This window comes from Pedobacter ghigonis (genome assembly GCF_903166585.1).
Taxonomy (GTDB): Bacteria; Bacteroidota; Bacteroidia; order Sphingobacteriales; family Sphingobacteriaceae; genus Pedobacter; species Pedobacter ghigonis.
Genome location: NZ_CAESCM010000020.1, coordinates 35,928 through 62,502 on the forward strand (window position 1 = coordinate 35,928; position 26,575 = coordinate 62,502).

General features: G+C 40.4%; 25 protein-coding genes and 1 pseudogene. 14 read left to right on the forward strand and 12 right to left on the reverse strand.

The window, feature by feature from the left end:
• Window positions 1-106: 106 nt before the first annotated feature.
• Window positions 107-889, reverse strand: coding sequence for an HAD-IIA family hydrolase (locus HWV58_RS22015; RefSeq protein WP_175636165.1), 783 nt, complete (start codon window positions 887-889; stop codon window positions 107-109).
• Between the two features lie 203 nt (window positions 890-1,092).
• On the opposite strand from HWV58_RS22015, the gene HWV58_RS22020 reads away from it, so the two are divergent.
• Complete coding sequence (locus HWV58_RS22020; RefSeq protein WP_175636166.1) at window positions 1,093-1,623, forward strand: hypothetical protein; 531 nt, start codon at window positions 1,093-1,095, stop codon at window positions 1,621-1,623.
• Window positions 1,624-1,643: 20 nt separating this feature from the next.
• On the opposite strand, the gene HWV58_RS22025 is transcribed toward HWV58_RS22020, so the two are convergent.
• From HWV58_RS22025 to HWV58_RS22035, 3 genes are all read right to left on the reverse strand, one after another.
• Window positions 1,644-2,372: an esterase family protein gene (locus HWV58_RS22025; protein WP_175636167.1), complete on the reverse strand. Its 729-nt coding sequence runs from the start codon at window positions 2,370-2,372 to the stop codon at window positions 1,644-1,646.
• Window positions 2,373-2,437: 65 nt separating this feature from the next.
• On the reverse strand, window positions 2,438-3,025 hold the full coding sequence (locus HWV58_RS22030) for an SGNH/GDSL hydrolase family protein (RefSeq protein WP_175636168.1): 588 nt from the start codon (window positions 3,023-3,025) through the stop codon (window positions 2,438-2,440).
• 322 nt (window positions 3,026-3,347) lie between these two features.
• Complete coding sequence (locus HWV58_RS22035; RefSeq protein ID WP_158674034.1) at window positions 3,348-3,515, reverse strand: hypothetical protein; 168 nt, start codon at window positions 3,513-3,515, stop codon at window positions 3,348-3,350.
• A gap of 488 nt (window positions 3,516-4,003) precedes the next feature.
• On the opposite strand from HWV58_RS22035, the gene HWV58_RS22040 reads away from it, so the two are divergent.
• From HWV58_RS22040 to cysM, 4 genes are all read left to right on the forward strand, one after another.
• On the forward strand, window positions 4,004-6,613 hold the full coding sequence (locus HWV58_RS22040; protein WP_175636169.1) for a DUF7133 domain-containing protein: 2,610 nt from the start codon (window positions 4,004-4,006) through the stop codon (window positions 6,611-6,613).
• Window positions 6,614-6,619: 6 nt separating this feature from the next.
• A complete protein-coding gene (locus HWV58_RS22045; protein WP_217707046.1) occupies window positions 6,620-8,503 on the forward strand; it encodes a heparinase II/III domain-containing protein in 1,884 nt (627 codons plus the stop codon).
• 181 nt (window positions 8,504-8,684) lie between these two features.
• Complete coding sequence (gene epsC / locus HWV58_RS22050; RefSeq protein ID WP_175636216.1) at window positions 8,685-9,497, forward strand: serine O-acetyltransferase EpsC; 813 nt, start codon at window positions 8,685-8,687, stop codon at window positions 9,495-9,497.
• 11 nt (window positions 9,498-9,508) lie between these two features.
• Window positions 9,509-10,381 (forward strand): cysteine synthase CysM, encoded by an 873-nt coding sequence (cysM, locus tag HWV58_RS22055; protein WP_175636170.1) that lies wholly within the window; start codon window positions 9,509-9,511, stop codon window positions 10,379-10,381.
• 33 nt (window positions 10,382-10,414) lie between these two features.
• On the opposite strand, the gene HWV58_RS22060 is transcribed toward cysM, so the two are convergent.
• The 3 genes from HWV58_RS22060 to HWV58_RS22070 all read right to left on the reverse strand — a co-directional run bounded on the left by HWV58_RS22060 (window position 10,415) and on the right by HWV58_RS22070 (window position 13,254).
• The gene (locus HWV58_RS22060; protein WP_175636171.1) at window positions 10,415-10,789 is read right to left on the reverse strand and encodes a response regulator; all 375 of its coding nucleotides are present in this window, start codon (window positions 10,787-10,789) and stop codon (window positions 10,415-10,417) included.
• A gap of 15 nt (window positions 10,790-10,804) precedes the next feature.
• Window positions 10,805-11,122, reverse strand: a complete 318-nt coding sequence (locus tag HWV58_RS22065) for a hypothetical protein (protein ID WP_175636172.1) — start codon at window positions 11,120-11,122, stop codon at window positions 10,805-10,807.
• A 545-nt stretch (window positions 11,123-11,667) separates the two neighbouring features.
• Window positions 11,668-13,254 (reverse strand): 7TMR-DISM family protein, encoded by a 1,587-nt coding sequence (locus tag HWV58_RS22070; RefSeq protein WP_175636173.1) that lies wholly within the window; start codon window positions 13,252-13,254, stop codon window positions 11,668-11,670.
• 234 nt (window positions 13,255-13,488) lie between these two features.
• On the opposite strand from HWV58_RS22070, the gene HWV58_RS22075 reads away from it, so the two are divergent.
• Window positions 13,489-14,772 (forward strand): ATP-binding protein, encoded by a 1,284-nt coding sequence (locus HWV58_RS22075; protein ID WP_175636174.1) that lies wholly within the window; start codon window positions 13,489-13,491, stop codon window positions 14,770-14,772.
• A gap of 45 nt (window positions 14,773-14,817) precedes the next feature.
• Window positions 14,818-15,591, forward strand: a complete 774-nt coding sequence (locus tag HWV58_RS22080) for a GDSL-type esterase/lipase family protein (RefSeq protein WP_175636175.1) — start codon at window positions 14,818-14,820, stop codon at window positions 15,589-15,591.
• 13 nt (window positions 15,592-15,604) lie between these two features.
• On the opposite strand, the gene HWV58_RS22085 is transcribed toward HWV58_RS22080, so the two are convergent.
• Together HWV58_RS22085 and HWV58_RS22090 are read right to left on the reverse strand one after the other, a co-directional pair.
• Complete coding sequence (locus HWV58_RS22085) at window positions 15,605-15,829, reverse strand: helix-turn-helix domain-containing protein (RefSeq protein WP_175636176.1); 225 nt, start codon at window positions 15,827-15,829, stop codon at window positions 15,605-15,607.
• A 97-nt stretch (window positions 15,830-15,926) separates the two neighbouring features.
• Window positions 15,927-16,235: a hypothetical protein gene (locus tag HWV58_RS22090; protein ID WP_175636177.1), complete on the reverse strand. Its 309-nt coding sequence runs from the start codon at window positions 16,233-16,235 to the stop codon at window positions 15,927-15,929.
• Window positions 16,236-16,458: 223 nt separating this feature from the next.
• On the opposite strand from HWV58_RS22090, the gene HWV58_RS22095 reads away from it, so the two are divergent.
• From HWV58_RS22095 to HWV58_RS22125, 7 genes and pseudogenes are all read left to right on the forward strand, one after another.
• Window positions 16,459-16,989 (forward strand): hypothetical protein, encoded by a 531-nt coding sequence (locus HWV58_RS22095; RefSeq protein WP_175636178.1) that lies wholly within the window; start codon window positions 16,459-16,461, stop codon window positions 16,987-16,989.
• 17 nt (window positions 16,990-17,006) lie between these two features.
• Window positions 17,007-17,255, forward strand: a pseudogene (locus tag HWV58_RS24635) (LytTR family DNA-binding domain-containing protein); the annotation flags it as partial.
• Between the two features lie 193 nt (window positions 17,256-17,448).
• Window positions 17,449-18,186: a 5-oxoprolinase subunit PxpB gene (gene pxpB, locus HWV58_RS22105; RefSeq protein WP_175636179.1), complete on the forward strand. Its 738-nt coding sequence runs from the start codon at window positions 17,449-17,451 to the stop codon at window positions 18,184-18,186.
• 15 nt (window positions 18,187-18,201) lie between these two features.
• Window positions 18,202-19,191, forward strand: coding sequence for a 5-oxoprolinase subunit C family protein (locus HWV58_RS22110; RefSeq protein ID WP_235972795.1), 990 nt, complete (start codon window positions 18,202-18,204; stop codon window positions 19,189-19,191).
• A complete protein-coding gene (locus tag HWV58_RS22115; RefSeq protein ID WP_175636181.1) occupies window positions 19,188-19,955 on the forward strand; it encodes a LamB/YcsF family protein in 768 nt (255 codons plus the stop codon). Before HWV58_RS22110 ends, HWV58_RS22115 begins: the two co-directional genes overlap by 4 nt.
• Complete coding sequence (locus tag HWV58_RS22120; protein ID WP_175636182.1) at window positions 19,945-21,129, forward strand: NRAMP family divalent metal transporter; 1,185 nt, start codon at window positions 19,945-19,947, stop codon at window positions 21,127-21,129. Before HWV58_RS22115 ends, HWV58_RS22120 begins: the two co-directional genes overlap by 11 nt.
• 7 nt (window positions 21,130-21,136) lie before the next feature.
• On the forward strand, window positions 21,137-23,698 hold the full coding sequence (locus HWV58_RS22125) for a M1 family metallopeptidase (protein WP_175636183.1): 2,562 nt from the start codon (window positions 21,137-21,139) through the stop codon (window positions 23,696-23,698).
• A 190-nt stretch (window positions 23,699-23,888) separates the two neighbouring features.
• Here the strand turns inward: HWV58_RS22125 and HWV58_RS24540 are convergent, their stop codons facing one another.
• The 3 genes from HWV58_RS24540 to HWV58_RS22135 form a co-directional block, all read right to left on the reverse strand.
• The gene (locus tag HWV58_RS24540; protein ID WP_262890337.1) at window positions 23,889-24,023 is read right to left on the reverse strand and encodes a hypothetical protein; all 135 of its coding nucleotides are present in this window, start codon (window positions 24,021-24,023) and stop codon (window positions 23,889-23,891) included.
• A gap of 203 nt (window positions 24,024-24,226) precedes the next feature.
• Window positions 24,227-25,297: an aminotransferase class V-fold PLP-dependent enzyme gene (locus tag HWV58_RS22130; RefSeq protein ID WP_175636184.1), complete on the reverse strand. Its 1,071-nt coding sequence runs from the start codon at window positions 25,295-25,297 to the stop codon at window positions 24,227-24,229.
• A 74-nt stretch (window positions 25,298-25,371) separates the two neighbouring features.
• Entirely contained in the window at window positions 25,372-26,574 is a 1,203-nt protein-coding gene (locus HWV58_RS22135) for an acetate/propionate family kinase (protein WP_175636185.1), read from the reverse strand.
• Window position 26,575: the final 1 nt, after the last annotated feature.

Here is a 26,575-nt window from a genome sequence, read left to right on the forward strand (position 1 = left end):
GAAAGAAAAAAACAATTCCATTGGTTGATAAAATCGACCAATGGAATTGCTGTTCGTTTTGGTATCTGTTCAGACTCCCAACTTAGAACTTCTGACTCCCGACTAACTACTTACCTTCCCACCAGTTGAGTGGAAATTTAATTTCATCAACTGAACTGGCAATCATATCCGGTTTAAAGGCATAATGGCCTAATGTATCTTTTGTAGATATGCCAGAAAGTACCAGAATGGTTTTATAACCCATTTGCACACCACCCTGGATATCAGTTTCCATGGTGTCGCCAATTACAGTAGTTTCGCTGGTTTCTAAACCCAAAAATTTACGCGCCGAACGCATCATTACCGGACTTGGTTTACCTGTTACAAAAGCTTTTCTTCCGGTAGCTTCTTCAATCATGGCAGTTGTGGCAGCAATGCCTAAATTATTCCAGCCTGGTTTTTTAGGCGATGGGTCGCGGTTGGTAGTAATAAATTTGGCTCCTGCCAGAATCATATCTACTGCACGTTGTACCATTTCGAGGGTAAAATTTCTTCCTTCGCCCAGCACCACAAACTCCGGATCGGTATTTACCAGCGTAATGCCATGGTCGTGCAAACTGCTCAATAGACCACCTTCGCCCAATACATAAGCAGTACCGTTAGGACTTTGGTCGGAAAGGAATTTTCCAGTAGCCATTGCACTGGTGTACACATGGCTTTCCTCAACCTTTATGCCCAGACCTTTCAGTTTCCGTACCACTTCGAGCGCGGTTCGTTGGCTGTTGTTGGTCATAAAAGCAAAAGGGATATCTTCATCAATTAAATGTTTAATAAATTTATCTGCGCCAAATATCAATTCCTCCCCGCTGTAAATCACCCCATCCATATCTATTAATAAGCCTTGTTTCATGTTTTTTCGTCGATTTAATGTTTAGTGCAAACATAATATTTTCTTGTTCAATCCAGGTTAAGAGAATGTATTTGAAAGGGTTTATTTTGGAATTAAATTCCCTGCTGGTATAGCCTTAAACACATTAATTTATTTAACATAAACTTAATATAACTGCTGTAGCGAATGGTTTTGCCTGTACGTGTTAGTATTAAAAAAACAAGATGATGAAAAACGCTTTCAAAACCACAGCTTTTACTTTGTTGATAATAAGTGTTTTAATGGCCTGTAAAAAGAAAGCAGATGCGCCGTTGGATTTTACAATTGATGAGCAAAATTTAACCGAATGTCCGCAAGGAACCAGTTGTAGTTTCTTTTATGCCGATAATGCAGCGATGAGTGGCAACAACTTAACCTTAACAAAGGGGCAATACCGGATATTTTGGGTAAGGAGTCAGGGTAATGGCCGAACCTATTGGTTGTACATTCAGGCACCAATGTTGGTCGAAAAATTCTTACTTACCGATACCGATGTTAAAGCGGGTAAAGTAAAATATGTATCTTCCTGCCCATACTGTTTTGGCATAGAGTATAAAGCAATAGGTGGAACGGTTAAAGGGATTAAGGTCGCTAAAACCAATTCCTCTCCTGAGAAATGGTTGATTGAAGCCAGTGTAGGGATTGGCGCGGAAGGTTCAACAGAACCCGTATCTACCGTTGCTTTTAAACAGTATTACTTTGCTGCTGTAGAGTAATTATAACCTGTTTTTTGATTTTAGATATATATCGGTGCCATTTTACGCCAGTAGTGGGGGCGGTGCGCATTGCTTTCCCAGGTGTGGAACTGGTTCGGGATGCCTTTTTCCCACAATAAGCTGCTCAGGTGTTGGTTGCCACTTAAAAACGGATCGGTTTCGCCAACAGCGAGTATGATTTCCATGTTTCGCACTGCCGTTAACAAATGGTCGTCGCTGAGGTTGGCAATATACTGCGCTGGCATATTGAAATATACTTCTTCATTACGGAACCCGCTTAGCAAATCCTTGAAATCTCCTATGTTGTCAGTTAAATCGTATCTGCCGCTTATGCCAACAGCTTTTTTAAACAGCCAAGGATATTTCATGGCGAGGTTAATGGCGTGGTAAGCCCCCATGCTGCAACCTGCAGTTTCTACGTAACCGCTATTATTTTGTTGTTCAATAAAAGGTATTACCTCGTCTAAAATGTATTTTTCGTACTGCAGGTGCCGGTTTATCCGTACCGATGGAAATACTCCGTCGTTATAAAAGCTCTCGCCGTCAATACTATCCAAACAAAATACCTGTATTTCGCCATTTTCAATCTGATGGCTTAGCGAGCCAATAATCCCCCAGTTTTCGTAGTCATAAAACCTCGCCATCCGGGTGGGGAAAAAGATTACAGCCCTTCCGCCATGACCGAAAACCAACAGTTCCATATCTCTTTGTAGGTTATGGCTAAGCCATTTATGGTATTCCCTTTTCATTGATTTAAATCTTTGAGGGAAAAATAGGGCTTCGATATTATCAGGATATTAATTAATGGTAATGATTAACCTAATTTCTCTTTAACGATCTGTGTCCACAGGCGATAACCCGCTTCGCTAAGGTGTAGTCCGTCGTGGTCGTAAAATGCAGGATCGGGATTACCTTCTTTATTGAGCATTTTCTTAAAAACATCAATAAATTTCCAGTTTCCATTATGTTTAATAATCTCACTTTCAATCAGGTTATTGGTATATCTAAACTGATCGGCTTTATGCCAGCGGGTTAAACTGGGTTTCAGTGAAATAAAATAACAGGGGAGATCATTAAATCTGGTATTCGCTTTTACCATTAACTGCTGAAAAAAGATGAATATCTCTTCCGGGTTTCTGCCGTCACCCAGATCATTATCGCCAGCATATACTACAAGTGCTTTCGGACGGTAATTGGTCATTATCCTTTCGAAAAACCATACGCAGGCCGCAAGGGTAGAACCACCAAAGCCCAGGTTGGTTACTTTACTGGTAGGAAAATCATCTTCAAGGCTATGCCATAAACGTATGGATGAACTGCCATAGAATACAATACCAGGATGCTCCCGGTCTAACCAATGCGTTTTTTCTAATTGCTTAACCTCTTCTTCGTACCAGTACATGTGGTTAAAGATAAAAAGATATGCGATTTGGAGAACTGCTGAATATGTTAAGTTTATGTAAATAGGTTATTTGGGTTGTTGGTCAATAGTTGATGGTTCATCGCAAATCACTGTCATTGCCTGTAACCCTGAGCGTAGTCGGAGGGTATGTTTAAAGGTTCACGAGTTCATTGGTCATTAGCCGCACCCATAACGTAAATCTTACCATTAGCAGAAACCACTCTGCTCATTGATTATTGAACATTGATCATTACCAATTTACGGGCATTAAAATTTAAGCCCCTGATCCGTTGATCGGGAATAATTAAGTTAAAAACACAGACTACTCGCTGTAGTTTCTCTTGTTTGCATATACATGGTACCAGATGTACAGTAACCAGATTAATATTACGGTGCTATAAACCAATTCGGGATCAAACGTAGCATCCGTAGTTAATAAAGCAATTGAAGAGATCAGGGCAGTCAGGAAAAAATATAAGATATTTTTCATAACATACTGATTTAATGAAATTTGTAAAGTAAATCTAATGAAAAATCTTCGTTTTATCAAGAAATAATCTTTTTTATTTGCATTTTAATGACGGTTAATGTGTTTTTATTAGGTTTTAAAAACTAAATGAGCTGATTTGTTGTCGGAAAATGATTAAATCGTGTGGTTTGTGTGATTTTTATGTTAATTTTTTACATTAACTATTGTAAAATGAGCTCTTTTATAATGTACTTGCATTTCATTGTAGCTGTTACTGTTTTTTCTGTTTTCTACAGATTTCTGCCCTCGTGTTTATATTTATCTAATATCGGGTGAGGCAGGAATTTAAAAATTTTTGATTTTTTTTACGAGAATGATTACAATTAGCGCTGTTTGGCGTGAGTAATTCAAAAAAATGTTAATTATCACAAAATTTTGGCAAGAGTTAATTTGTATTTTTTGTAAGTTTACCCGACACTAACCAAAAAAAACAATAACAAACACACACAATGATCAAATTTTCTTTAAGTTTAATTTACTTATCTGTCATTTTCCTGGGTTTTAAAAACCTTTTCAGCGAACCCGAGAAACCACGTTTTGCTCCCCCTGGGTTAACCATTACTAATTTTGCCGGTCCGGATATTACACCAAGTCCAGCATGTTTGGCAGTAGCGCCAACAGGTGAAGTATTTGTAGGTGTTGATATGATTGGTTCATTAGGTAAGGATGCAGGCAAAGGCCGTATTCTTAAACTCGTTGATAAAAATAACGACGGTAAAATGGACAGCCATACCGATTTTGCCGATGTAGATAATCCACGTGGTATAATTGTTCAAGGCGATCAGGTATTTGTATTGCATACCACTTTCTCTAAAGAAACCGGTAAGGCAACAGGTATGAATTTAGTCGTATTTGAAGACAAAGATGGCGATGGCAAGGCTGATGGACCAGAAAAACCACTTATCGAGCACATCAGTAACGAAAAATACATCCGCGAACGTGGTACCGACCATGCTACCAACGGCATTAGAATGGGGATTGATGGCTGGATTTATATCTCTGTAGGTGATTTCGGTTTCCACGATGCAATAGACCGTTCTGGTAAGAAAATGACCATGCTTGGCGGTGGAATCGTACGGGTACGCCCCGATGGAACTGAAATGGAAGTATTTACACATGGTACGCGTAATGTGTATGATGTGGCTATCGATCCTTATATGAATGTATTTACCCGCGAAAATACAAATGATGGTGGTGGATGGAATGTGCGTTTTTCGCACCATATTCAGTCGGGCGAATACGGTTACCCGGTTTTATTCCAGAATTTTACCGATGAAATTATTCCAGCACTTGCCGATTTAGGCGGTGGCTCAGGTACTGGTGCCTTATTTATGAACGAACCAAACTGGCCTGCGCAATATAATAACGTGCCGATGATGGCCGATTGGGGAAGAAGCATGTTGTATATCCACAGGGTTACTGCCGATGGACCAACCTTTACTCAAAAAGACGAAGAATTTATTAAACTTCCGCAAATTACCGATTTGGATGTAGATGGATCAGGAAGACTTTACCTTTCGGCATGGGATGGTGCAGGTTATTCTGGCAGTCCTGATAAAGGTTATATTGTACGTGCAGTACCTACCGACTGGAGCTACAAGGCATTTCCTGATGTTAAAAAGCTTTCAGTAAAAAAACTAACCGATTTGCTTAAATCGAATAGTTCGGTTGCCCGTTTATCAGCTTCGCAGGAATTGGTTGCCCGTAACAATAAACAAGCTACCGAGGCGGCTTTAAAAACGGCTTCAGATCAGGCTTTGGCACTTGATGTTCGTGTGGCGGGTATTTACACTTACGCACAGTTAGCGAAAGAAAATGGTACTGCAGCACTGGTAGAATTAACAAAAGATGCTGCGGTAAAAGAATTTGCCTTAAAAGCATTAACCGACCGTAAAATTTATTTGGCTAATGTGCCAATCGAACCATTTTTACAAGGGCTTCAGGATGCTTCTCCACGCGTACATGCCGTTTCAATTATTGGTTTAAACCGCTTAGGTAAAGTAGACGAAGCTGCAAAAGCACTTTTGGCTACCAAAGTTCCGGCTTCTTTTACTGCACCTGCAAAAGGGGTAGAGGGACCTCATGCTACGCCTAACTCGGCTATTATTTTACCTCACCTTGCAGTTAGGGCATTGGTATCATTACAGGCCACTGATGCAATGGTAGCGGCCATTAAAACTGAAAATGCCGATCTTGCTTTATGGGCATTACGCTACATGCACAACGTTAAAGCTGTGAACGGATTAATCGATAATTACAAAACTACGCAGGATGAAAAACTGAAAAAACAGATTTTAATCACTTTGGCCCGTTTGTATAAAGAAGAAATTGCTTACGATGCCAGCTGGTGGTGGGGAACGCGTCCAGATTCGCATGGTCCGTATTTTAAAGCTGTTACCTGGTCAGAATCGCCTGTAATTGAGCAGTTTTTAAAAGCAGAAGCGCTTAAACAAGGTGCTAAAGAAAAACAGTTTTTTGTTGATTTAAATGCACGTCACCGCATGGATATCGCTGAATTTGCCGAGGAGGAAAAAGTTGCAGCAGTTGAAGAACCAAAAATTGATTTAGAAAAGATCAAAAACCAAAAAGGACAAGTAGGTAAATCATCAATTGAAGATGTATTGCTGGCCATTAATAAATTACAAGGCAATCCGGTTAAAGGAAAAAACATTTTCAACAACCAGGGATGTATTGCCTGCCACAGCTTAAACAAAACCGATAAAATGAAAGGTCCTTTTATGGGACAGATTGGTTCGATTATGAACCGTGAGCAAATCGCCGAATCGATCTTAAAACCAAATGCATCTATTTCGCAAGGTTTTGCTTCGGTAATGATCAGTGCAAAAGGCGATAAAACCTATATGGGCTTCGTTCAAGAAGAAACTGCTGCCAAAGTGGTATTGCGTAACATTGCCGGTGAAGTTTTTACCATCAAAACAGGCGATATCCTTTCACGTAAAGAGCTTGAAACTTCGATGATGCCTGAAGGCCTGGCCAATTCACTGTCGTATGAAGAACTTGCCTCACTGGTTACTTTCCTGTCAGAGCAGAAAAAATAATTTCAGGTGATTCAAAAAAGATCATTTATAACCATTTTATGTCTGGTAGCCATGTTCCTTTACAGGAGCGTGGCTATTGGGCAAATTGCTGTAATCGATTCTGCTTATAAACTCCCTGATCATCCCCGTTTGCTGATCTCGGCCGATAAAGAAAAACAGATTGTAGTAGGTATAAATGAAGATGCAGGTTTAAGGCAAATCCATCAGGCTATACTTTCGGGTGCTGGTAAAATGTTAAACCAGCCGGTGTTAGAAAGGGTTATGATTGGCAAAAGATTGCTGGATGTATCGAGAGAAGCATTAAAAAGAATTTATTACCTGGCTTACGCTTACAGGATTACCCACGAAAAAAAATACCTCCAAAGAGCAGAAAAGGAAATGCTGGCTGTTTCTGCCTTTAAAGACTGGAACCCAAATCATTTCCTCGATGTTGGGGAAATGACCTTGGGTTTAGCTATCGGTTACGATTGGTTGTATCATGATTTAACTGTTGAAACACGTAACACCGTATCATTGGCCATTCTGGAGAAAGGGATTACACCCTCAATGGATAAACGGTATAACAACTGGCTTAACATTACCAATAATTGGAACCAGGTATGCAATACAGGCATTACCTTTGGTGCAATAGCCACCTTCGAATCGCACCCGGCACTTTCGGCTACATTGGTTAACCGGGCCATTAAAAGCGTGGTGTTACCCATGAAACAATATGCACCTGATGGGGCTTATCCGGAGGGATATGCTTATTGGGAGTATGGAACTTCTTTTAATGTAATGTTGATTAGTGCATTGGAAAGTGTGTTTAAGCAGGATTTTGAATTGAGCACCCAGCCTGGTTTCCTAAAAACTGCCGGCTATATGGTAAATATGACGGGGCCATCGGGTAAGCCGTTTAATTATTCGGATAGCAGGGCTGTAGCAGAATTTAATCCGGCACTTTTTTGGTTTGCCTCAAAATTAAAAGACCCCTCATTGCTGTGGGTAAGCAAAAAGCAGGTTAACGAGCATAAACTCTTAAATAATCGCTTATTGCCATCGGCTATGTTATGGGCAAACGGCATATCATTTAATCAGGTGCAGGCACCTAAAACTACGTTCTGGAGCGGAAATGGCACTACACCTGTAGCGTTGATGCGAAGCTCGTGGACTGGTCCCCTGGCTACTTTTGTGGGTTTTAAAGGAGGGTCGTCAGGAACAAGTCATGCACACATGGATGTGGGTTCTTTTGTAATGGAAGCCCAGGGTGTGCGATGGGCAATGGATCTGGGTATGCAGGAATACGAATCCTTAGAGTCGAAAGGGATCGATTTATGGAACAGCAAACAGGACGCACAACGCTGGAGAATATTCAGGTACAATAATCTGGCACACAATACCCTCTCGGTCGACAGCACTTTTCAGCTGGTTAACGGAAAGGGAAATTTTCAAAGCAGTTCCGATAACAGTAATTTCATGAATGCTGTGGTTGATATGAGTACACTTTATGCCGGTAAACTCAAAAAATCGCAAAGGGGAGTAGCGCTGATCAATAAAAAGACAGTGTTGATCCGCGATGAAGTAGAAACAGGAGATCAGGATGTTACCTTACGCTGGTCGATGGTTACACCTGCTGCAGTGAAAGTGTTAAATGCACATACTATTGAATTGAATAGTGAAGGCAAAAAATGTTACTTATTTATCGAAACGGATGGCAAAATTGAGGTGAAACAATGGCCTACCGCTCCGGTTACCAGTTACGACGCGCCAAACCCCGGAACTACTATTATTGGTTTCACTACTCAGCTTAAGGCGAACAGCAGTAAAAACATATCCGTTTTTTTAACACCTGAAAAACCTTCATCTAAAAGACCTGCAACAGCCCCTCTGGCTGCGTGGCCTAAAAATTAATTCCTGATTCTGGTATTCCTCATAGTTTTGAGGCTGTTATTGATCTTATTGTTAAGATAAGGCAATTTTTGCAATAAAAAATGCCTGATAAGTTCTGGTTTAAAAAAACAAAACTTACATTTAACGATTAAATCTATATAGTTAATCAACAAAACAAATTTTAGTGGGGCAGACAATAATGATGGAGGACCATTTTTTTGAGCATATTTTTAAAAATCCCCTCGAACAGCCAAATATTCCACCAAACGAAGTCATATCGAATTGGGCAGAAAAGCTGATTAAGGTCATTTTTCCAGAAAATGCAGGGCAGGAATTTTCAGATATTTCAGCACTGAAACAATATGTGTCAGGACTGGAGCTTGAACTTTTTATGATTATATCAGCCAGCTGCAAACTCAAAAACAACGAATGTAAAAAAGTAGCCGGAGAATTTTTTGCCGGACTACCTGAGTTATACCGCGTGCTCAATACGGATATTTCGGCCATTTACGAAGGCGATCCGGCTGCCCAGAGCAGGTTTGAGGTGATCAGAACTTACCCGGGCTTTTATGCTATCTGTTTTTACCGCATAGCACATCTGCTCTATAATTTCGATGTTCCACTCGTTCCCCGCATACTTACAGAGCATGCACATTCAAAAACGGGTATCGATATCCACCCGGCTGCCAGCATAGGCGAGTACTTTTATATCGACCACGGTACCGGAATTGTAATTGGCGAAACCAGTATTATCGGTCGCTACGTAAAGTTTTATCAGGGCATAACGCTTGGCGCTTTGAGTGTTAAAAAAGCGCTTGCAGGAAGTAAAAGGCACCCAACGGTAGAAGACCGAGTAGTAATTTACTCGGGCGCAACCATTTTAGGCGGCGATACTGTTATCGGGCATGATAGTATAATAGGAGGTAACGTGTGGCTTACCGAGAGTATTGAGCCATTTTCAACAGCCTATCATTCGCCCATAGTTACCATCAGAAACCACAAAGAAACAAGTTAAAACAGAATAATATGGCAGGAATAATCGATCTTATCGGTAACACGCCGATGGCCGAACTCCAAAAACTGAACATCAATCCAGCGGTAAAGGTATTTGCCAAACTGGAAGGCAATAACCCTGGCGGAAGTGTAAAAGACAGGGCCTCGTTAAATATGATCAGAAGTGCAATAGAACGCGGCCAGGTAAGCCCCGAAACCAAGCTGGTTGAAGCAACCAGTGGAAACACCGGTATTGCCCTGGCTATGATTGCAAGTTTATATGGTTTAGAAATAGAGCTGGTAATGCCCGCCAATTCAACACGCGAACGTAAAGTAACCATGGAGGCATTTGGCGCTAAGGTTACACTGTTAGGGAGTATTGAGGAGTGTCGCGATTATGCAGAAGCAAAAGGAGTTACCCCCGGACATTTCTTATTAAACCAGTTTGCAAACCCGGATAATTACATGGCCCACTATAAAGCTACCGGCCCTGAAATCTGGCGCGATACTGCTGGGCAAATTACGCACTTTGTAAGCTCGATGGGTACCACAGGTACCATTATGGGCTGTTCGAGATATTTTAAAGAAAAAAACAGCAACATTCAGATAGTAGGTTGTCAGCCAACAGAAGGATCATCAATCCCGGGAATCAGACGCTGGCCTGAAGAATACCTCCCTAAAATATTCGAACCTGAAAGGGTAGACCGGGTAATGGATATTGCGCAGGAAGAAGCCACAGTGATGTCGCGCAGAATGGCCAAAGAAGAAGGCCTTTTTGCAGGTATGAGCTCTGGTGGTGCCTGTGCTGCGGCATTAAAGCTTGCCTCGGAGCTTGATTCAGGAACAATCGTGTTTATTGCCTGTGATAGGGGCGACCGCTATTTAAGTAGCGACCTATTTGGGTAATACAAGCCTTGATGTATTTAAAGTCAGCCGGGATTAATCCTGGCTGACTTTTTTTGTGAGCAGCATTTTTACGCGATTTACAATAGCAATCATTTCGAAAGGTTTTTCGATGTAATCATCCCAGTACACTGCAAAATGATGATTATGGCTAAACTCCAGATAGGATGACATCAAAAGAATCGGAATGTGCGCATGTACCGATAGTTTTAGTTCAGTGCAGATCGAACGCCCATCGGCTAAGCCCAGCAAAGCATCGATTAAAATAATATCCGGCTGAAAAGCTGAAATCTGTGTATGTAAATGTTGTGGCCCGGAAAGTGCCAATACCTCATAACCCTCAAACTCGAAAATCATTTTAATTGCATCAAGCGTTGCCGGGTAGTTTTCTAAGATGATGATTTTTGGCATGTAACGGGCGCATTTTTAAGGGTAACGAAGACTACCTGTCTTTCGCTTTTCTATCAGCAAATCAATTAACTTAGAATCGGAGCGTGTTAAACTATCAAGTGAACTGCGAAGGCTTTGATTAACAAGACTTAGATTGGTAAACATCAGTCTTAGTTTTTCGTTCTCATCCCTCAATTCCATCAGTTCGTTGGCAATAATTCCAAAATCCCTTATCCAGGTATCAAAGCAATCTTTATCGATTGCTAGCTCCGAATAAATGAGTTCTGGTTCTTTTCCGTTATAAAAATCTTGTATGCTTTCAATAATTTTGGCGGGTGTGGCACTTGGTTTCATAGTTTGTTTTACTAGCTGGCATCTAGAAGGCTGGACCGTCCCCTGTCCAGACCTCCCAAAGCGCAGCATCTGTTTAAAATCTTTATTAAGGCAGACAGGGACAAAGAAATGACGCATTTAAAAGTTATCAAAATTATTCTCTACTCACTCCTACGCAACTTTTTTAAAATGCTCTTTTTCAGTTATTTAAAATATGTGTCTTAATGGTTTTTCATTTGCGGGTATTGTTTTGAGTTGATTAGCGTTTAATAAAATACCATGCCGGTAGTCGTGTAACAAATCATCCCGGATAAGACCGTTGCTACCGACATGGTTAAAATCGGGTACTTTCAGACATAAACAAGAGTTTGTTTGGTCATAAACGGTATCGCACCGCCAGTACTCCGACTGAATTTATACAAAGAAGATGCGGTACATGCATTTTCGAACTACGCATTTCTACGCAGGTTTTATTAAGTTGTTGTTGCTTAGTCTTTTATTAAAGTTTGCTGCCTGTATAAGTTGGCAATGATATTAATTTACATTGTATGTTTTTTGTATATTATTTAGGACGTTCTGGCTAAATCCAGCATCCAGGTTTGCAAATTTGCTTCAGCATCAATCCCCAGTTTCTTGCGCACCCGGTATTTTCTGCTTTCTACAGCACGCACACTTAGGCGGCAGGCACGGGCAATTTCTTTAGTGTCGAAATTTAACCTCATGTAGGCACAAAGCTCAAGTTCGGCCGGGAGTAGCTGCGGAGATAACTGTAAGAGCTCTTTTATAAATCCGGTTTCATTTTCGCGGAACCTTTCCATAAATGATGGATCTCTTGTTTGCGCCAGGTTGGTCAGTTCTTTTAGCGATAACGGAATAGTCGGGGCCACTACTTTTTCGTCTAACTGTTTTTTATAACCTTCCATTTGTTCCTGCAAAAGAATGCGCTGCCGGCGAAAATGGGCATTATGACGGGAAAGCAAACGGAGCCTTTGTCCAAAAAGTCCTAAACTGATTAATATCCCCTCAATTATGGCAGCAAAGGTGAGGAGATTAAAGGCGTAAGATTGAAAAGGAATAATTGCCATTAAACTTAGCACCAGGTAAATAGAAACCAATGCAACAGGTATCCATCCTAAAACATAAAAGCTAATAAAAGGAGCAGTTTTAGCGTAGCCGCGTATAACAATTACTTTTATACTGCTAAATAAAAAGAGCAGCGAGGTAATCAGGAATAAAAGCTGTGTGAGTGCATTGGTAATACTTCTGGCATCCCAGAGCGAGCATACTAAAATCAGCCCCCAGGCAATATTTAATGTTTTAAAGATTTTATGCAGGAGCGGGAGTTGTCTTTTCAGCTTTAAGAAATAGCTGTTAAACAGGATGGTGCAGATGTAACCGAGTGCAATAAAGAAATGGGCATGCAAGAAAATAAACCGGGCTATAGGCAAGCTAAGCATGAGGCCATAACCCTGCAGGTAGCACACCATGGTAATGAAAAAAAGCAATATTACCCGCGCCATGTACAAAGCAAAAAGCTTGCTCCTCGTCATTACGAACATAAACAGGTGGAAAATGAGAATCATCACTGCAATGCCCATATAAATAAGCTGTGCACTGTACTCTTTGGTTAATGCACGGTTTAACACCGGTTCGGTAATTAATTTCAAGGGAACCAGCAGCGTATTCATAGTCTGCATTCGGATATAAATTTCGCTTACAGGTGCCTGGGTATGTTGTAATGGAAAGATATATCCGGTACCGAGTACGGCATCATTTTGTTTTAAACCCAACATGCCCGAGTGCACATGCTGTACATTACCCAAAGTATCGCGGTAAAATAAACAGAGCGAATCGATACTGGCATAATCAATAAACAGATAGGGGATTGTTCCGGGTTTCCGGCTGAAACGTAATTTCATCCACCAGGCATGGCCACTTGTTCCTCCGTTGAAAACAGGCGATTTTCCTGGTGCAAACTCCGCAGGACTCAGTTTTTCTACTGTTTCGAAAGAGGTTTTTCCGGTACTATCCCGCCAAAAATAAGCCGATTGGCCTAAATTGATGAAGTTTTGCCCTTCAACCTTTATCACAGGTTGTGCAACACATAGGCCGCTTACCATAAAGCAAGCAACAATAATAAATATGGCCCTCATTAATTAAACCAATGCAAAAGAATTGGGATGATCTATTACAGGGGAGAAATTATAGCTTTATTACAGAAAATCCAAATTTTATCTGAAAAAAGAGAAATACGCTTGCACCAGGGTTAATTTAGGTAAAGAATACAGCCTGCACGACCTATAAAATTACACCATGTTTAAAACTTAAAACTGAAAATTTAAGCTAAGGTAGAATTTAATATTATATTTGCTAATTAATTTAGTATTATGTCGGTAAGTGTTAACATCACCTCAAAAGGTATTCAAAAAGTATTAAAAAACTATAATGAGAAACAAGCCATTGCCGAGTACATCTGGAATGGTTTTGATGCCAATGCCGATACCATCAAAATTGATTATGTGGCCAATGCTCTTGGCCATTTAGAAAGTTTGGATATTGCCGATAACGGGTATGGAATTGATTTCGACCGTTTGCAAAAGAAATTCGATCCTTTTTTCGAGTCGGAAAAAGCCATTCAGGTTATTACGCCTAAGCATACTTCTAAAATGCATGGCCGAAATGGGGTGGGGAGGCTTACTTTTTTTACTTTTGCCCATAATGCCACATGGCGTACTACTTATCAGGCGGAGAACGGATTCAGGCATGGCGAAATTTACATCAGTACTGGTGGCCTCAACAGTTATAATCACGATTTTTCAGCACTGCCTACAGCAAATGGCAACACGGGTACCGTAGTTTCTTTTTCTAACCTGCGCATTGGGCAACAGGATTTAGAAGAAAGTGTGCTTCCTTTCCTGATTAACGAATTCTGTTGGTTCATAGAATTGAATAAGCATAAAAACTATTCGGTTATTGTAAATGGTACTGCCCTTAATTTTAGCGATAACATTAAAAGTTTAGAGGAGTTTAACCTTTATTATCCCGATACCGCCGTTAATTTTAAAATTAAATATGTGCATTGGAAAGATAACCTGCACAAAGAGTTATCTAAATATTATTTTCTGGCGGGTGGAGAAGAAGTATATAAAGATTATACCACCCTGAACAAAAAAAGCGATGATTATTTTCATAGTGTTTATATCGACAGCGATTTCTTTCGCGATTTCGATTTTAAAAGTTTTGAAAACGAAGGGCAGGTGGCCATATTTGGTGCCGCAAAATCATCGCCCGAATACCGCTTTCTGATAAAAGAACTAACCGAATATCTGAAAAGCAAGCGCAAGCCTTTTTTGAAGGAATACGCAAACCGCTTAATTGATGCTTACGAGCAGGAAGATATATTTCCGGTATATGCAAATGAAAGAGAAAAACAACAACGGAAACCTGAGCTTATCAATTTAATTAAGGCTATTTACGAAGCTGAGCCTAAATTATTTGGCAGTTTAAATACCGGCCAGAAAAGAACACTGGTGAGGTTAATGGATCTTTTACTTGTTTCTAACCAGCGCGATCAGATTTTTGAGCTCTTTAACGGAATGATTGAACTGGAAGCTGAAGAAAAGGAAGAACTTTTAGATTTAGTAAAAAAAGTGGAGCTGCAGGGAGATTAACTTGTTAATTTGTTGTAGGTTAGCCTGAAAAAAATAAATACGCAGATGAAAAAAATCCTTTTATGTTTAGTTTTTTCACTATTTAGTGCTTCGTTTTTATGTGCACAAGAGGGAAAAAGGAACCTGAATATTGTGTTTATAGGCAATAGTATAACTCAGGGTGTACAATTGGCCAATGTGGTCGAAGCTCCGCCAGCTAACGCAGTTGCTTATTTGCTTAAACAAAAAGGAATTGGAACAGTTAAATTCAGCAATCAGGGGCATAGCGGGTACACCACTTTCGATTTTTTACCCAGTGAAACCCGTACGTTTACTAAAATAGAGGAAGCTGCAAATGCTTTTACTGATAAAGAAGCACTGCTTGTTTTTTCGGTGAAACTCGGTACGAACGACAGTGCAATACAAGGCCCTCATGGTTCGCCCGTATCTCCCGACCGATATATCGAAAATGTAAAAATTATAGTCGATAAATTATTGGCTGATTTTCCTAAAGCTGTAGTGGTATTGCATCATCCGATATGGTATAGCCCAAATACCTATAATAGTTCCAAATACCTGCAGGAAGGTTTATCGCGATTGCAAAGCTATATTCCAAAAATAGATAGTCTGGCTAAAAGTTACCGGTTAACTCATCCGAAACATGTGTTTGTGGGCGACAAGAAAGCATTTGCTTATTTTAAGAAGCATCACTTAACCGAACTAATTCCTGAGAAAGGACAGGCGGGTACTTTTTATTTGCATCCAAATAAACTAGGGGCAGCATCATTGGGTAAGTTTTGGGCAGAAGCGATAGGAAGTATTGTAAGGAAAAATTTTTAGCCTGTAAAGCCAGTTAAAAGTCGAGTAAATCTTTCGGGTGGATATCTAATCCTTTAGCCAGTTCAATAATTGTGGTAAGCTGCACATCAAATTTACCGTTTTCGATTTTAGAAATATTGCTGTCATCAATCTCACAATTCCGGGCCATGGCGCGCAAACTCAAGCCTTTTTGGTTCCTGATCTTCTGCAGATGGAAACCAAATTTCTTTTGAATTTCTGAGCCTTCTTTCTTAATCATTAAGGTTATAATTATTAAGCGCTCAAAGTCTCTAACTTATTTTAAATAATTGCGGTGATTTGTTACCGCAATTTCAGTTATTTGTATTATATTTGATTTAATAATTAGGTATTAACTTGCTGTCTGCAACTTCGTTATCAGGTTTCGATGCTGGCTTGATTAATATAATAGGCAAGCGGTTTAAAATTGCAATAGCTGTTTGAGTAGACAAAAAGCCAATCATTTTCTGGGATTGTTTCGCAATAAAATGCAGTTGCGTGGGGCTTAATGTAAAATGTTCAGCCATCCATTTTTTAAAATCCAATGAAATCAGATCTGCTTCTGCTTTAAGTTGGACATCGGTAAGTTGGTAAAGTTGATTTTGAAGGTCTTGCCCCCCCAAATCAGTAAATGGAAATTTTTGCATAATAGTAGGTGTTAAGGTTAATAAATTCCCCAATCGGGTAAGCAAACATAATCTCCGTTTAATATTTTTTTGTGGGTTTAAAGTGGTTTTAAAGCTGAACGATAGCAAAAAATGAGCTGAACGATACATGTTCTCTTAATTTTGGAGAACCTTTTGCAGTAGGACTTATAAGTTTCTAATTATCTGAAACCTGAAGTTGGTCTATCACATTAAATTTAACGCTATGTACCTCTCCAAATGCAACATTGCTTATCCGGTAATTTATTATCGTACACCTGTTTTTTTATTGGCTGCTCATTATCTTGTAGCTTATGGCGAACCCGAAAGCATTTTTACTTTACTGCAATTACCCTACTATTATCGGGCTGTTTTGGGAAGCTTTATCATTACATTGGCAGGAGGCGAGTTTGTTTTAGCTATTACCAGGTATTTAGATAAAATAAAGCCCTGGACAACCAGTTTTAGTAGCAGGCTTTGGCTTCAACTGATTTTTGGAGTAATGTTAACGTTACTGGTGATGGTTTTACTAGCGGCAGTCTACTTTTATATCAGCGGAAAAAATATTATTACAGCAGGGTATTTTAAGTACGATTTTACCCTGGTGGTTTGCTTTGTGCTGTTTTTAAATTTAATGTACTTAATTATTGCTCAAATGCGGGGATTGCAGCAACGGTCAAAATTTCGCTTGCCAAATAAGCATAAACCATCAGAAGTTAACCAAAGTAAAACGGAAGTCGTAGCCATTTTCCTCTAGGGCAGGGTTATTTAGCGGTTTTAAAAAACGGTGAATCGGTAATATGGAGTAAAACGCTCGAGCAAAGTTTAAGCGAATTACCTGCAGATCAATATTTTTTAATTAACCGTTCGGATATTGTAAACCGGGCTATTATTACAGGCTTTGAGTTGGGAGACTCGAGGCGGTTGAAACTAATTTTAAAATGTAATTTGCCCAATAACCGCAGTTTAATAGTTAGTCAGCGTAAAGCAGTGGCTTTTAAGCGGTGGTATAAAGGGGATTAAACAGGCTGTTTAATCAGGTATCTGAGGATTATTTAGTCAATATACACCGATTGATACCCGCTTTTACAGCTTTTTATCCAAAAACGCATTAAACTTGCTATTTCGATATTATATAATCATTTTTATGGCTACACTTTGTTTACACAACAGGTATGCAGCTTATTTATTCTGAAAATAGTTTGGTATAGTTAGTATGAGCGAACAGCAGGAAGACTTTGCGTCTGATTATTCCATTTCTATTTATGCCTTAAGCGAAAAAGCCTTAACAGTGGTATTTGGCCAGGTAATAAGCGAAACACTGTGGCATCTGGTAAGCAGCTTTAACCGGCTTCTAACGCAAAATCCTTTTTCGGGCCTAACCACTACCGTACCTGCATACAGCACATTAACTGTTTTTTTCGATCCCTTAGTGGTTGCCTCGGCAGATTTGCCAGGTAAAACCTGTTACGAAAAGGTTTCGGCTTATTTAAAGACAATTAGCCACAATGAGCCCGGCCAAACAGGGCTTGGGGGAAACCATATCGTTATCCCGGTATGTTATGGGGGCGATTTTGGACCTGATATTTTAACTGTTGCTCAAAACAACGGCCTTAGCGAAACGGAGGTAATTACCTTACACAGCGGTGCCAGTTATCGTGTTTATATGATAGGCTTTGTACCCGGTTTTGCTTATATGGGAGGGATGCCACAAACATTGGCTACTCCCCGAAAACAGGTGCCAGCAGCTGCAATACCTGCCGGTTCTGTGGGTATAGCCGGATTACAAACCGGTATTTACCCAATTGAAATACCCGGTGGCTGGCAGATTATTGGCCGAACCCCATTGCAGTTGTTTGATGCAACGCGCCAACAACCTGCGCTTTTAAAAGGTGGCGATTCGATTACCTTTAAAGACATTACCATCGAAGAATTTAATGCTTACCGGGTTTAAAAGATGGAGATAAGCATGATTAAGCCTGGACTGTTAACTACCGTGCAAGATAGGGGAAGATACCAATACCTTGCGCAGGCTATCCCCGTTTCGGGCGCTATGGACCAGCTGGCCCACCGCCTGGCCAATAAAGCCGTTGGCAATGACGATGATAGGGCAACCCTCGAATTTACCTATGCAAATGCTTCATTTAAAACCCATACGGCTGTTTTGCTGGCTTACTCGGGCGATGGCGCTTTTTTGATGTACAGAGGCGAGATAATGCCTGCAGAAAAACCACTGCTTTTTCCGGAAGGGGCAATACTTACTTTTACCCATAACCCGCTAGGCGCACGTACCTACCTGGCTGTAGCAGGGGGCTGGCAGGTACCCGAGATAATGGGAAGTAAAAGCACTTACCTGCCGGTTAAATTTGGTGGTTTGGAGGGGCGTAAACTGGTTGCAGGTGATGTGTTGTGCAATGGTGATGCCATCAGTGCTGTTTCTGCAGCTATTATACATGAGTTGAGCAGCAGGGGTTTAATTTATCCCAACTGGCGCATTTCGCGCGAAATTTTGTTGCCGCTTAACCGGAAAAGCATCAGAGTGGTACTAGCTAACGAATTTAACTGGTTTGATGCCAGCTCGATTATTGCATTCTTAACCAAAACATACCAAATCAGTTTAAAGAGCGATAGGATGGGTTGCCATTTATCGGGCAAACCTATGGTTCGGAAAGCAAAGAAGGAACTGCTCAGTACCGCAGTTACCCCCGGTGTTATACAGGTAACAGGCAATGGCGATTTGGTGATATTAATGGCCGACTGCCAGACAACTGGTGGCTACCCGCGTATTGCACACGTTGCCGATGTAGATTTACCATTATGTGCACAGTTAAAACCAGGAGATGAGATCAGTTTTTCTGAAATATCGAGAGATGAAGCAGAAGAACTTTATCTTCAGCAAGAGCATGATTTGTTGTTGATTAGCAAGGCTATAAATATAAAGTACACCAGCACAATATGAAAGAAATAGATCTGAATTGCGATATGGGCGAAGCATTTGGAAATTATACCATGCCCAATGATGTTGAACTGATGGATTACATTTCATCAACCAATATTGCCTGTGGTTTTCATGCAGGCGATCCTGCCGTAATGCAGCAAACGGTGGCCATGGCCATCAAAAAAGGAGTGGCAATAGGTGCACATCCGGGCTTGCCCGATTTGCAGGGTTTTGGACGCAGGGAAATGAAAATTTCGGCACAGGAAGCCTATCAGCTTACGTTGTACCAGATTGGGGCTCTAAGCGCTTTTGTAAAGGTCGCAGGAGGAAAATTAAATCACGTAAAAGCACATGGTGCACTTTACAATATGGCTGCTAAAGATGCAGAACTTGCTAAAGCCATTGTACAAGCGGTGTATGATTTTGATCCGAAATTAATTTTGTATGCACTTTCGGGGAGTAAAATGATTGCTGAAGCCCAAAATAAGGGCATTGCAACTGCCTCGGAAGTTTTTGCTGATCGAAGTTATCAGGATGACGGATCGTTAACGCCGCGCACCGAAGCCGGTGCGCTGATTACGGATGAAAACGCGGCTTTAAATCAGGTTGTTGCTTTTGCATTAAAACAGGAAGTGCGCAGTGTAAGCGGTAAAATTGTTGCCGTTGATGCCGAAACCATTTGCGTGCATGGCGATGGTGTACACGCAGTAACCTTTGCAAAACGCATTGCCGAAAAGTTAAAATCGGAAGGGATTTTGGTTAAAGCTCCACGATATGAAAAATAAGTACAATTGGAGCGTGCTTTTAGGTGCTGCCTTCTTAATGGCTTCGTCGGCCATTGGGCCTGGCTTTTTAACGCAAACAGCTGTATTTACGCAGCAGCTGGGCGCTAGTTTTGCTTTTGTAATCCTGCTTTCAATCGTACTCGATGCCATTGCCCAGCTCAATATCTGGCGCATTATAGCCGTTGCCGATAAACCTGCACAGGATATTGCCAATAAGGTGTTTCCCGGATTGGGTTATTTTATTTCCTTTCTTGTCTTTTTGGGCGGTTTGGCTTTTAATATCGGGAATATTGCTGGGGCTGGACTTGGTTTAAATGTATTGTTCGGCATCAGTGTTGGGCAGGGGGCAGTAATCAGCGCAATTATGGCTATTGGTATTTTTATTTACAGAGAAGCCGGTAAGGCCATGGATCTTTTTGCCAAATGCATGGGGCTGATTAAAATTTTACTCGCCCTGTTTATTGCCTATACCAGTTCGCCACCCCTGGCCGAGGCAGCTTTAAGATCGGTTAATCCTACGCAATTCAGTTTTACGGCAGTTTTAACCATAGTTGGCGGAACGGTTGGTGGTTACATTACCTTTTCGGGGGCACATCGTTTGTTAGATGCCCGCCAAACCGGCATACAACACCTTGGTGCTGTGAACAAAGGAGCTTTAAGCGCAATAGGTTTGGCATCGATAATGCGTTTATTATTGTTTATTGCTGCATTAGGCGTGGTAAGTAAAGGTTTTACCTTAGATGCCGGTAATCCGGCTGCTTCGGTATTTAAACTCGCCAGTGGCGAAATCGGTTATAAAATATTCGGTGTAGTAATATGGGCTGCAGGTATCTCTTCGGTAGTTGGTTCGGCTTACACGTCTGTATCTTTCATTAAAAGCTTTAACCCTTTGATCCTTAAATTTAACCGCGCCATTATCATTACTTTTATTTCTGTTTCCTGCGTTATTTTTATCCTCATTGGCAAGCCTGTTAAAATATTGCTAACAGTAGGGGCAATTAATGGTTTTATATTGCCTATTGCATTAGGTGTAATGCTTGTTGCAGCTTACCGCAGTAAAATTATTGCCAGTTACAAACAGCCGCTATGGCTCACCTTAACGGGTTGGGCAGTGGTGCTTACCATGGTTTGGATGAGTTACGGTACCATAGTACAAATGATAAACGGAGAATAACACAACGATGAAGATTAACTCTAAATACTTTTTTACCTTTTTATTGCTCGGGCAGGCAGCTTTTGCCCAACAAAATAATACTGATATACCAGTTCAGCCGGGTGTATCATTCGCCCTGGCAAGCCACAGAAGCGCAACGATCAGTAATATTCAGTATCAGGTTCATTTTAGTATCCCGCAAGAACTTAGTGCAGTCATTCAATCTACAGAAAACATTGATTTTAAATTAAATAAGTTAAGTGATGTACAGATTGACTTTAAGCAAAATGCTGATCATTTAAAGCGCATTATCGTTAACGGAAAGCAAGTCCCTGTTAACTTTAAGGAAGAGCATATCCTCATTGCCCACACGGATTTACATTTGGGGAATAACCGCATTGCCATTGAGTTTGTGGCTGGCAACGAATCGCTAAATAGGAATAAAGATTTCTTATACGCACTTTTTGTTCCAGACCATGCGCGCACCGTTTTTCCGTGTTTTGATCAACCCGATTTAAAAGCTAATTTTTTACTTTCATTAACCGTTCCAAGTGATTGGAAAGTAATGGCTAATGCTGCCAAAAAGGATTCGCTGGTTAATGGTAATGCAATTACCTATAATTTTAAAAATTCGGATAAACTCCCCACATATCTGTTCTCTTTTACTGCCGGAAAATATAATTACCTAAACCGAAAAGTGAAAAACCGAAACATGGAATTTTTGCACCGCGAAACAGATTCTGCTAAAATTAAGCTCAGTGTCGATTCGGTGTTTACAGGCCATAGTGATGCGCTCGATTTTTTGGAAGATTGGACGGCCATTAAATATCCTTTTCAAAAAATCGGTTTTGCCGCCATTCCCGATTTTCAGTTTGGAGGTATGGAGCACCCGGGCGAAGTGCAATACAAATCGTCGGCCTTGTTTCTGGATCAGGGGGCTACTAAAGATCAGTTTATTTCGCGTTCAAATCTTATTTCACACGAAACAGCACACATGTGGTTTGGCGATTTGGTTACCATGAAGTGGTTTAATGATGTGTGGATGAAAGAGGTGTTTGCCAATTTTATGGCCGATAAGGTTACAGAAAAGCTGATGGGTAAAAGCACTTTCGATTTGAAGTTTTTACAAGATCATTATCCTGCGGCTTATGGTGTAGATCGTACTTTAGGTGCTAATCCTATTCGTCAGCAATTGGATAATTTGCAGGAGGCGGGGTCGATGTATGGAAACATCATTTACCACAAAGCGCCAATTATGATGCGCCAGCTGGAGCAATTAATGGGCAAAGCAGCTTTTCAGAAAGGAATTCGCGAGTACCTTAAACTTTATGCCTATAAAAATGCTACCTGGAACGATTTGATTGCGATTTTGAGTAAATACACCAAAAATGATTTGTACAGCTGGAACAAAGTTTGGGTAAACCAACCCGGTCGACCCATATTTGGTTACGAAATTAAATACGATGGCGATAACATCAGTAGCTTAATTTTAACGCAAAAAAGTGAAAATGGAGAGCCTCGCGTATGGCCTCAGGCATTTACCATTAAACTGGTTTATGGCGATAACAGTAAGATTTTAAATGTGAATGCGGCAAATGCTACTACAATTATTAACGAGGCTAAAGGATTAGCCAAACCGCAGTACATGCTGTTTAATGCCGATGGTGCGGGTTATGGCTTGTTTCCTGTTGATATGCTGATGATGGAGAATATGGATGTGAAAAGCAATCCACTGGAGCGTGCATCAATTTATATCAATGCTTACGAAAATATGCTTGCAGGCAATCACTTTAAACCTAAGTCATTGCTTAATTTTTATCTGAAAGGATTAGCCATTGAGAAAAACGAAATGAATTTAAGGTTAATTACTAGCTATCTGACTAATATTTACTGGACTTTTCTTACGTCAGAAATGCGTACAGGCATGCATACTAGCCTCGAAAATGCCATTTGGACAGCTATGCAACAGCAGGAACAGCAAAACCATAAAAAGATTTTATTCAACGCTTACCAAAATGTTTATATGGGGAAAGAAGCAGGGGAAAGGCTTTACCAGATTTGGGATAAACAATTGGCACCAGATGGCGTTAAACTGCAGGAAGATGATTATAGTAGTATGGCTTTGACCTTGGCTCTTAAAACCGATACGGCAAATAGCATTTTAAAAACACAGTTAGCACGCACCAGTAATACCGACCGTAAAAACAGACTGATTTATCTGATGCCAGCGTTATCATTGGATCCAGCTGAAAGAGATCGTTTCTTTGATAGTTTAAAAGCGCGTCAAAACCGTCAGAAAGAGGCATGGACAACTACAGCATTGGCTTATCTACATCATCCGTTAAGACAGGGAACTTCTATCAAATACCTGGGGCAAAGTTTGGCTTTATTGGAAGAAATACAGCAAACAGGCGATATATTTTTCCCGCAATCGTGGTTAGCGGCAATATTCTCGACTTATAATAGTCGCGAAGCTTATCAGGTGGTGCAGCAATTTTTGAAATCGCACCCTAACTATAACTCAAAATTAAAGGATAAGATTTTGCAGACTACAGATAACCTGCGGAGGGCACAGGAAATTGTAAACTAAAATGATTTAGCGAGGTCAATGTTACTCATTTGTTACATTGGTTTTTGCCGATAATTTCTACTTTTGTCGCGAGAGCGTTAATTTAGATGGAAAGGGGTGAACATTAATTTGTTTCGCCCTTTTCTTTTTTAAAGATTTTCGTATTTCAAGTAATTCTTTTGAAAACTGAATGCCTCTGATTTTTAGTTGTTTAATTAAAAGAAGCTGTTTCTGCATTTAACCCGTCGAGTAAGCTTTTTAGCAAAGTTTCTCTTTTGTCATCAATAGATGCATCATCCTGAACGTGAACAGTAAGATCTGTGTTTTCTGCGGCTTGTGTGTACATAAGGATAGTTTTGTTAATGTCTTTTTATTTAACGCTCATTTTTTAATATAGTTTGTAACTTTTTTATTTGACGCGTTATTTTTCCTTATCCCACACGAATACTTTTTATAAAATAAGAATATTTTACAAAAAATATTTGTTGAATTTAGTGTTTTTAAGTTATTGTATTTTAGCTTGTTAATGTTTTGTTTGAATCAACAGGTTTAAGGTTTGTCTAAAACAGTTAATAGCTTGTTCAATTCTTCCTCGGTATTATAAAAGTTGAAAGAAATGCGGGTGCCGGCACCTCTTGGCGAGCAAATGATTTGTTCAGCCTGAAGCTGTTCTACCTTTTTCTGATGAAGGGGCATGCTGATAATGGTCGATTGATATTTCCTTTCCATTAACCAGTTTGGAATTAATCCTCTCGAGTTTAGCGCTAGCCTGGCTTTGTTGCTGAGTGCCTGTGTTGTCTTTTCAATTTCATCAAAACCAATCGCGCTAAGGTTTACAATGCTTTGGTTCAGTGTGCCAAAGTTTAAAGTATCTAAATGGCCTGGTTCAAAATATAGCGATAAATGATCCTTACCTTGTAAAAACGGGGCAGTAGGTAACGCTGCAAGTTTGTTTTTTTGATAAAGCTGGTCTTTTAAAGCATCAGAAAGAAAGGCGTAACCATTACCATAACCTCCCAGCAGCCACTTGTACCCACTTCCTAACAACGCATCTAACCCCGATTTTTCGAAATTAAAGGCAGTAGTTCCTGTAAATTGAGTGCCATCGCCAATTACCAGCAGTTGTGGATAGCTGCTTTTTAACTTTTGTATCCAGTCATTATCCATCCGGAGGCCACTAATGTATTGCACCATGCTAAAAGCCAGTGCTGTTGGCTTAAATTTTTCAATGGCCTGGATCAGGTTGTTTTCCAGATTTGCATCAATTTTTACGGTTTGGTATTCAAATCCCATGCTAATTACCGGATAACTTACTGATGGATATTCTTCTTCTAAAAGTAAAAAACGATGGCTTTTATCAAGTCCGCTTAGTAGCGTATTAAAACCTACCGAAAAATTTGGGACCAGATAGGTGTTATCAGCCTTTGCGCCGAAACATGCTGATAAATTATTTCTGAGATCGTTAATAATTGCCGCATTTTCCATTCTGAAAATACTGCCACCTGCAATAAATGCTTCATCATGTGTTTTGCGCCAGGCAGCCAGCTCGGTAGATAGTAAGCCGGAGTTGGCGGTATTTAAATAAGTACAAGCTTCGAGGATAGGAAAAGATAGGTTCATAACTAAAAATAAAAGAATTAGTGAGGAAAGCGATAAAGGGTATGCAGAAAATGAATGTTATACAAAACGGTAAGCTAATTAACAGTTAAAAGATCGTAACACTGATGGGCAATTTCATATTCTTCGTTTGTTGGGATAACCAATAATTTTACTTTTGATGAGGGACTGCTGATTTCCTTCAATTCGCCTGCATAACTGTTATTTTGTGTGGTGTCTAAGCTAATACCTAAGAAATCAAGGTCAGTACATACTGCTTCGCGCATCTGCTTGTCGTTTTCGCCTACACCCGCTGTAAAAACGATTGCATCTACGCCATTTAGAATGGCAGTATAGGCACCTATGAACTTTTTGATGCGATAGGCGTATAATTTAAGGGCTAAAACAGCGGCCTGGTTACCTTCTGCTGCCAGCTTTCTAATGTCGCGCATATCGCTCGATCCGCCAACGCCCAAAAGCCCCGATTGTTTATTGAGTAAAGTGCTCAGCTGCTCTAAGGTATAGCCAGAATGCTCCATAAGGTGAAAAATAACCGAAGGATCGATATCACCAGATCGTGTTCCCATCATCAAACCGCTTAATGGACCAAAGCCCATACTCGTATCAACCGATTTACCGTTGAGAATGGCCGTAATGCTGCAGCCGTTTCCTAAGTGGACACTGATAACTTTTGTATCCCCTTTGCCCAGCCATTTTATAGCCTGTTCGCTCACATATTTGTGGCTGGTGCCATGAAAACCATACACCCTGATGGCATCTTCTTTATAGTACCATTCGGGTATGGCATAACGGTAGGCCTGCTCGGGTATGGTTTGATGAAAGGCTGTATCAAAAACGGCAATCTGTTTCGCTTTTGTAAAAGTCTTTTCGGCTACTTCAATACATTTGTAATTGACCGGATTATGCAAGGGAGCGAGTGAGAACAGCTTTTTGATCTGTTTTTTTACTTCATCGGTTATCAGCGCTGGTCCGTTAAAATGCTCGCCGCCATGTACAACGCGGTGGCCAACAGCCGCAATATCATCAGGACTTGCTATTACTGCATACTCGCCTTCACATAGCAACGCGAGTACCTGTTTTAAGCCTTCGCTGTGGCTGGCAATAAATGCCGATTGTTCTATACTGTGTTTACTGCCCGCTGTATAAACGGTATGTTTTATAAAGGAGCCTTCAATGCCAATACGTTCTACCAGGCCACTGCAAACCGGGCTTTTTTCTGGCATTTTAAAGAGTTGGTATTTTAAAGAACTGCTTCCTGAATTGATTACTAAAATGTTCATA

Bases quoted from the DNA above. Each gene is read 5' to 3' on its own strand.
- HWV58_RS22015 (WP_175636165.1), bottom strand. From the start codon at position 889: ATGAAACAAGGCTTATTAATAGATATGGATGGGGTGATTTACAGCGGG.
- HWV58_RS22020 (WP_175636166.1), top strand. From the start codon at position 1,093: ATGATGAAAAACGCTTTCAAAACCACAGCTTTTACTTTGTTGATAATA.
- HWV58_RS22025 (WP_175636167.1), bottom strand. From the start codon at position 2,372: ATGAAAAGGGAATACCATAAATGGCTTAGCCATAACCTACAAAGAGAT.
- HWV58_RS22030 (WP_175636168.1), bottom strand. From the start codon at position 3,025: ATGTACTGGTACGAAGAAGAGGTTAAGCAATTAGAAAAAACGCATTGG.
- HWV58_RS22035 (WP_158674034.1), bottom strand. From the start codon at position 3,515: ATGAAAAATATCTTATATTTTTTCCTGACTGCCCTGATCTCTTCAATT.
- HWV58_RS22040 (WP_175636169.1), top strand. From the start codon at position 4,004: ATGATCAAATTTTCTTTAAGTTTAATTTACTTATCTGTCATTTTCCTG.
- epsC (WP_175636216.1), top strand. From the start codon at position 8,685: ATGGAGGACCATTTTTTTGAGCATATTTTTAAAAATCCCCTCGAACAG.
- cysM (WP_175636170.1), top strand. From the start codon at position 9,509: ATGGCAGGAATAATCGATCTTATCGGTAACACGCCGATGGCCGAACTC.
- HWV58_RS22060 (WP_175636171.1), bottom strand. From the start codon at position 10,789: ATGCCAAAAATCATCATCTTAGAAAACTACCCGGCAACGCTTGATGCA.
- HWV58_RS22065 (WP_175636172.1), bottom strand. From the start codon at position 11,122: ATGAAACCAAGTGCCACACCCGCCAAAATTATTGAAAGCATACAAGAT.
- HWV58_RS22070 (WP_175636173.1), bottom strand. From the start codon at position 13,254: ATGAGGGCCATATTTATTATTGTTGCTTGCTTTATGGTAAGCGGCCTA.
- HWV58_RS22075 (WP_175636174.1), top strand. From the start codon at position 13,489: ATGTCGGTAAGTGTTAACATCACCTCAAAAGGTATTCAAAAAGTATTA.
- HWV58_RS22080 (WP_175636175.1), top strand. From the start codon at position 14,818: ATGAAAAAAATCCTTTTATGTTTAGTTTTTTCACTATTTAGTGCTTCG.
- HWV58_RS22085 (WP_175636176.1), bottom strand. From the start codon at position 15,829: ATGATTAAGAAAGAAGGCTCAGAAATTCAAAAGAAATTTGGTTTCCAT.
- HWV58_RS22090 (WP_175636177.1), bottom strand. From the start codon at position 16,235: ATGCAAAAATTTCCATTTACTGATTTGGGGGGGCAAGACCTTCAAAAT.
- HWV58_RS22095 (WP_175636178.1), top strand. From the start codon at position 16,459: ATGTACCTCTCCAAATGCAACATTGCTTATCCGGTAATTTATTATCGT.
- pxpB (WP_175636179.1), top strand. From the start codon at position 17,449: ATGAGCGAACAGCAGGAAGACTTTGCGTCTGATTATTCCATTTCTATT.
- HWV58_RS22110 (WP_235972795.1), top strand. From the start codon at position 18,202: ATGATTAAGCCTGGACTGTTAACTACCGTGCAAGATAGGGGAAGATAC.
- HWV58_RS22115 (WP_175636181.1), top strand. From the start codon at position 19,188: ATGAAAGAAATAGATCTGAATTGCGATATGGGCGAAGCATTTGGAAAT.
- HWV58_RS22120 (WP_175636182.1), top strand. From the start codon at position 19,945: ATGAAAAATAAGTACAATTGGAGCGTGCTTTTAGGTGCTGCCTTCTTA.
- HWV58_RS22125 (WP_175636183.1), top strand. From the start codon at position 21,137: ATGAAGATTAACTCTAAATACTTTTTTACCTTTTTATTGCTCGGGCAG.
- HWV58_RS24540 (WP_262890337.1), bottom strand. From the start codon at position 24,023: ATGTACACACAAGCCGCAGAAAACACAGATCTTACTGTTCACGTTCAG.
- HWV58_RS22130 (WP_175636184.1), bottom strand. From the start codon at position 25,297: ATGAACCTATCTTTTCCTATCCTCGAAGCTTGTACTTATTTAAATACC.
- HWV58_RS22135 (WP_175636185.1), bottom strand. From the start codon at position 26,574: ATGAACATTTTAGTAATCAATTCAGGAAGCAGTTCTTTAAAATACCAA.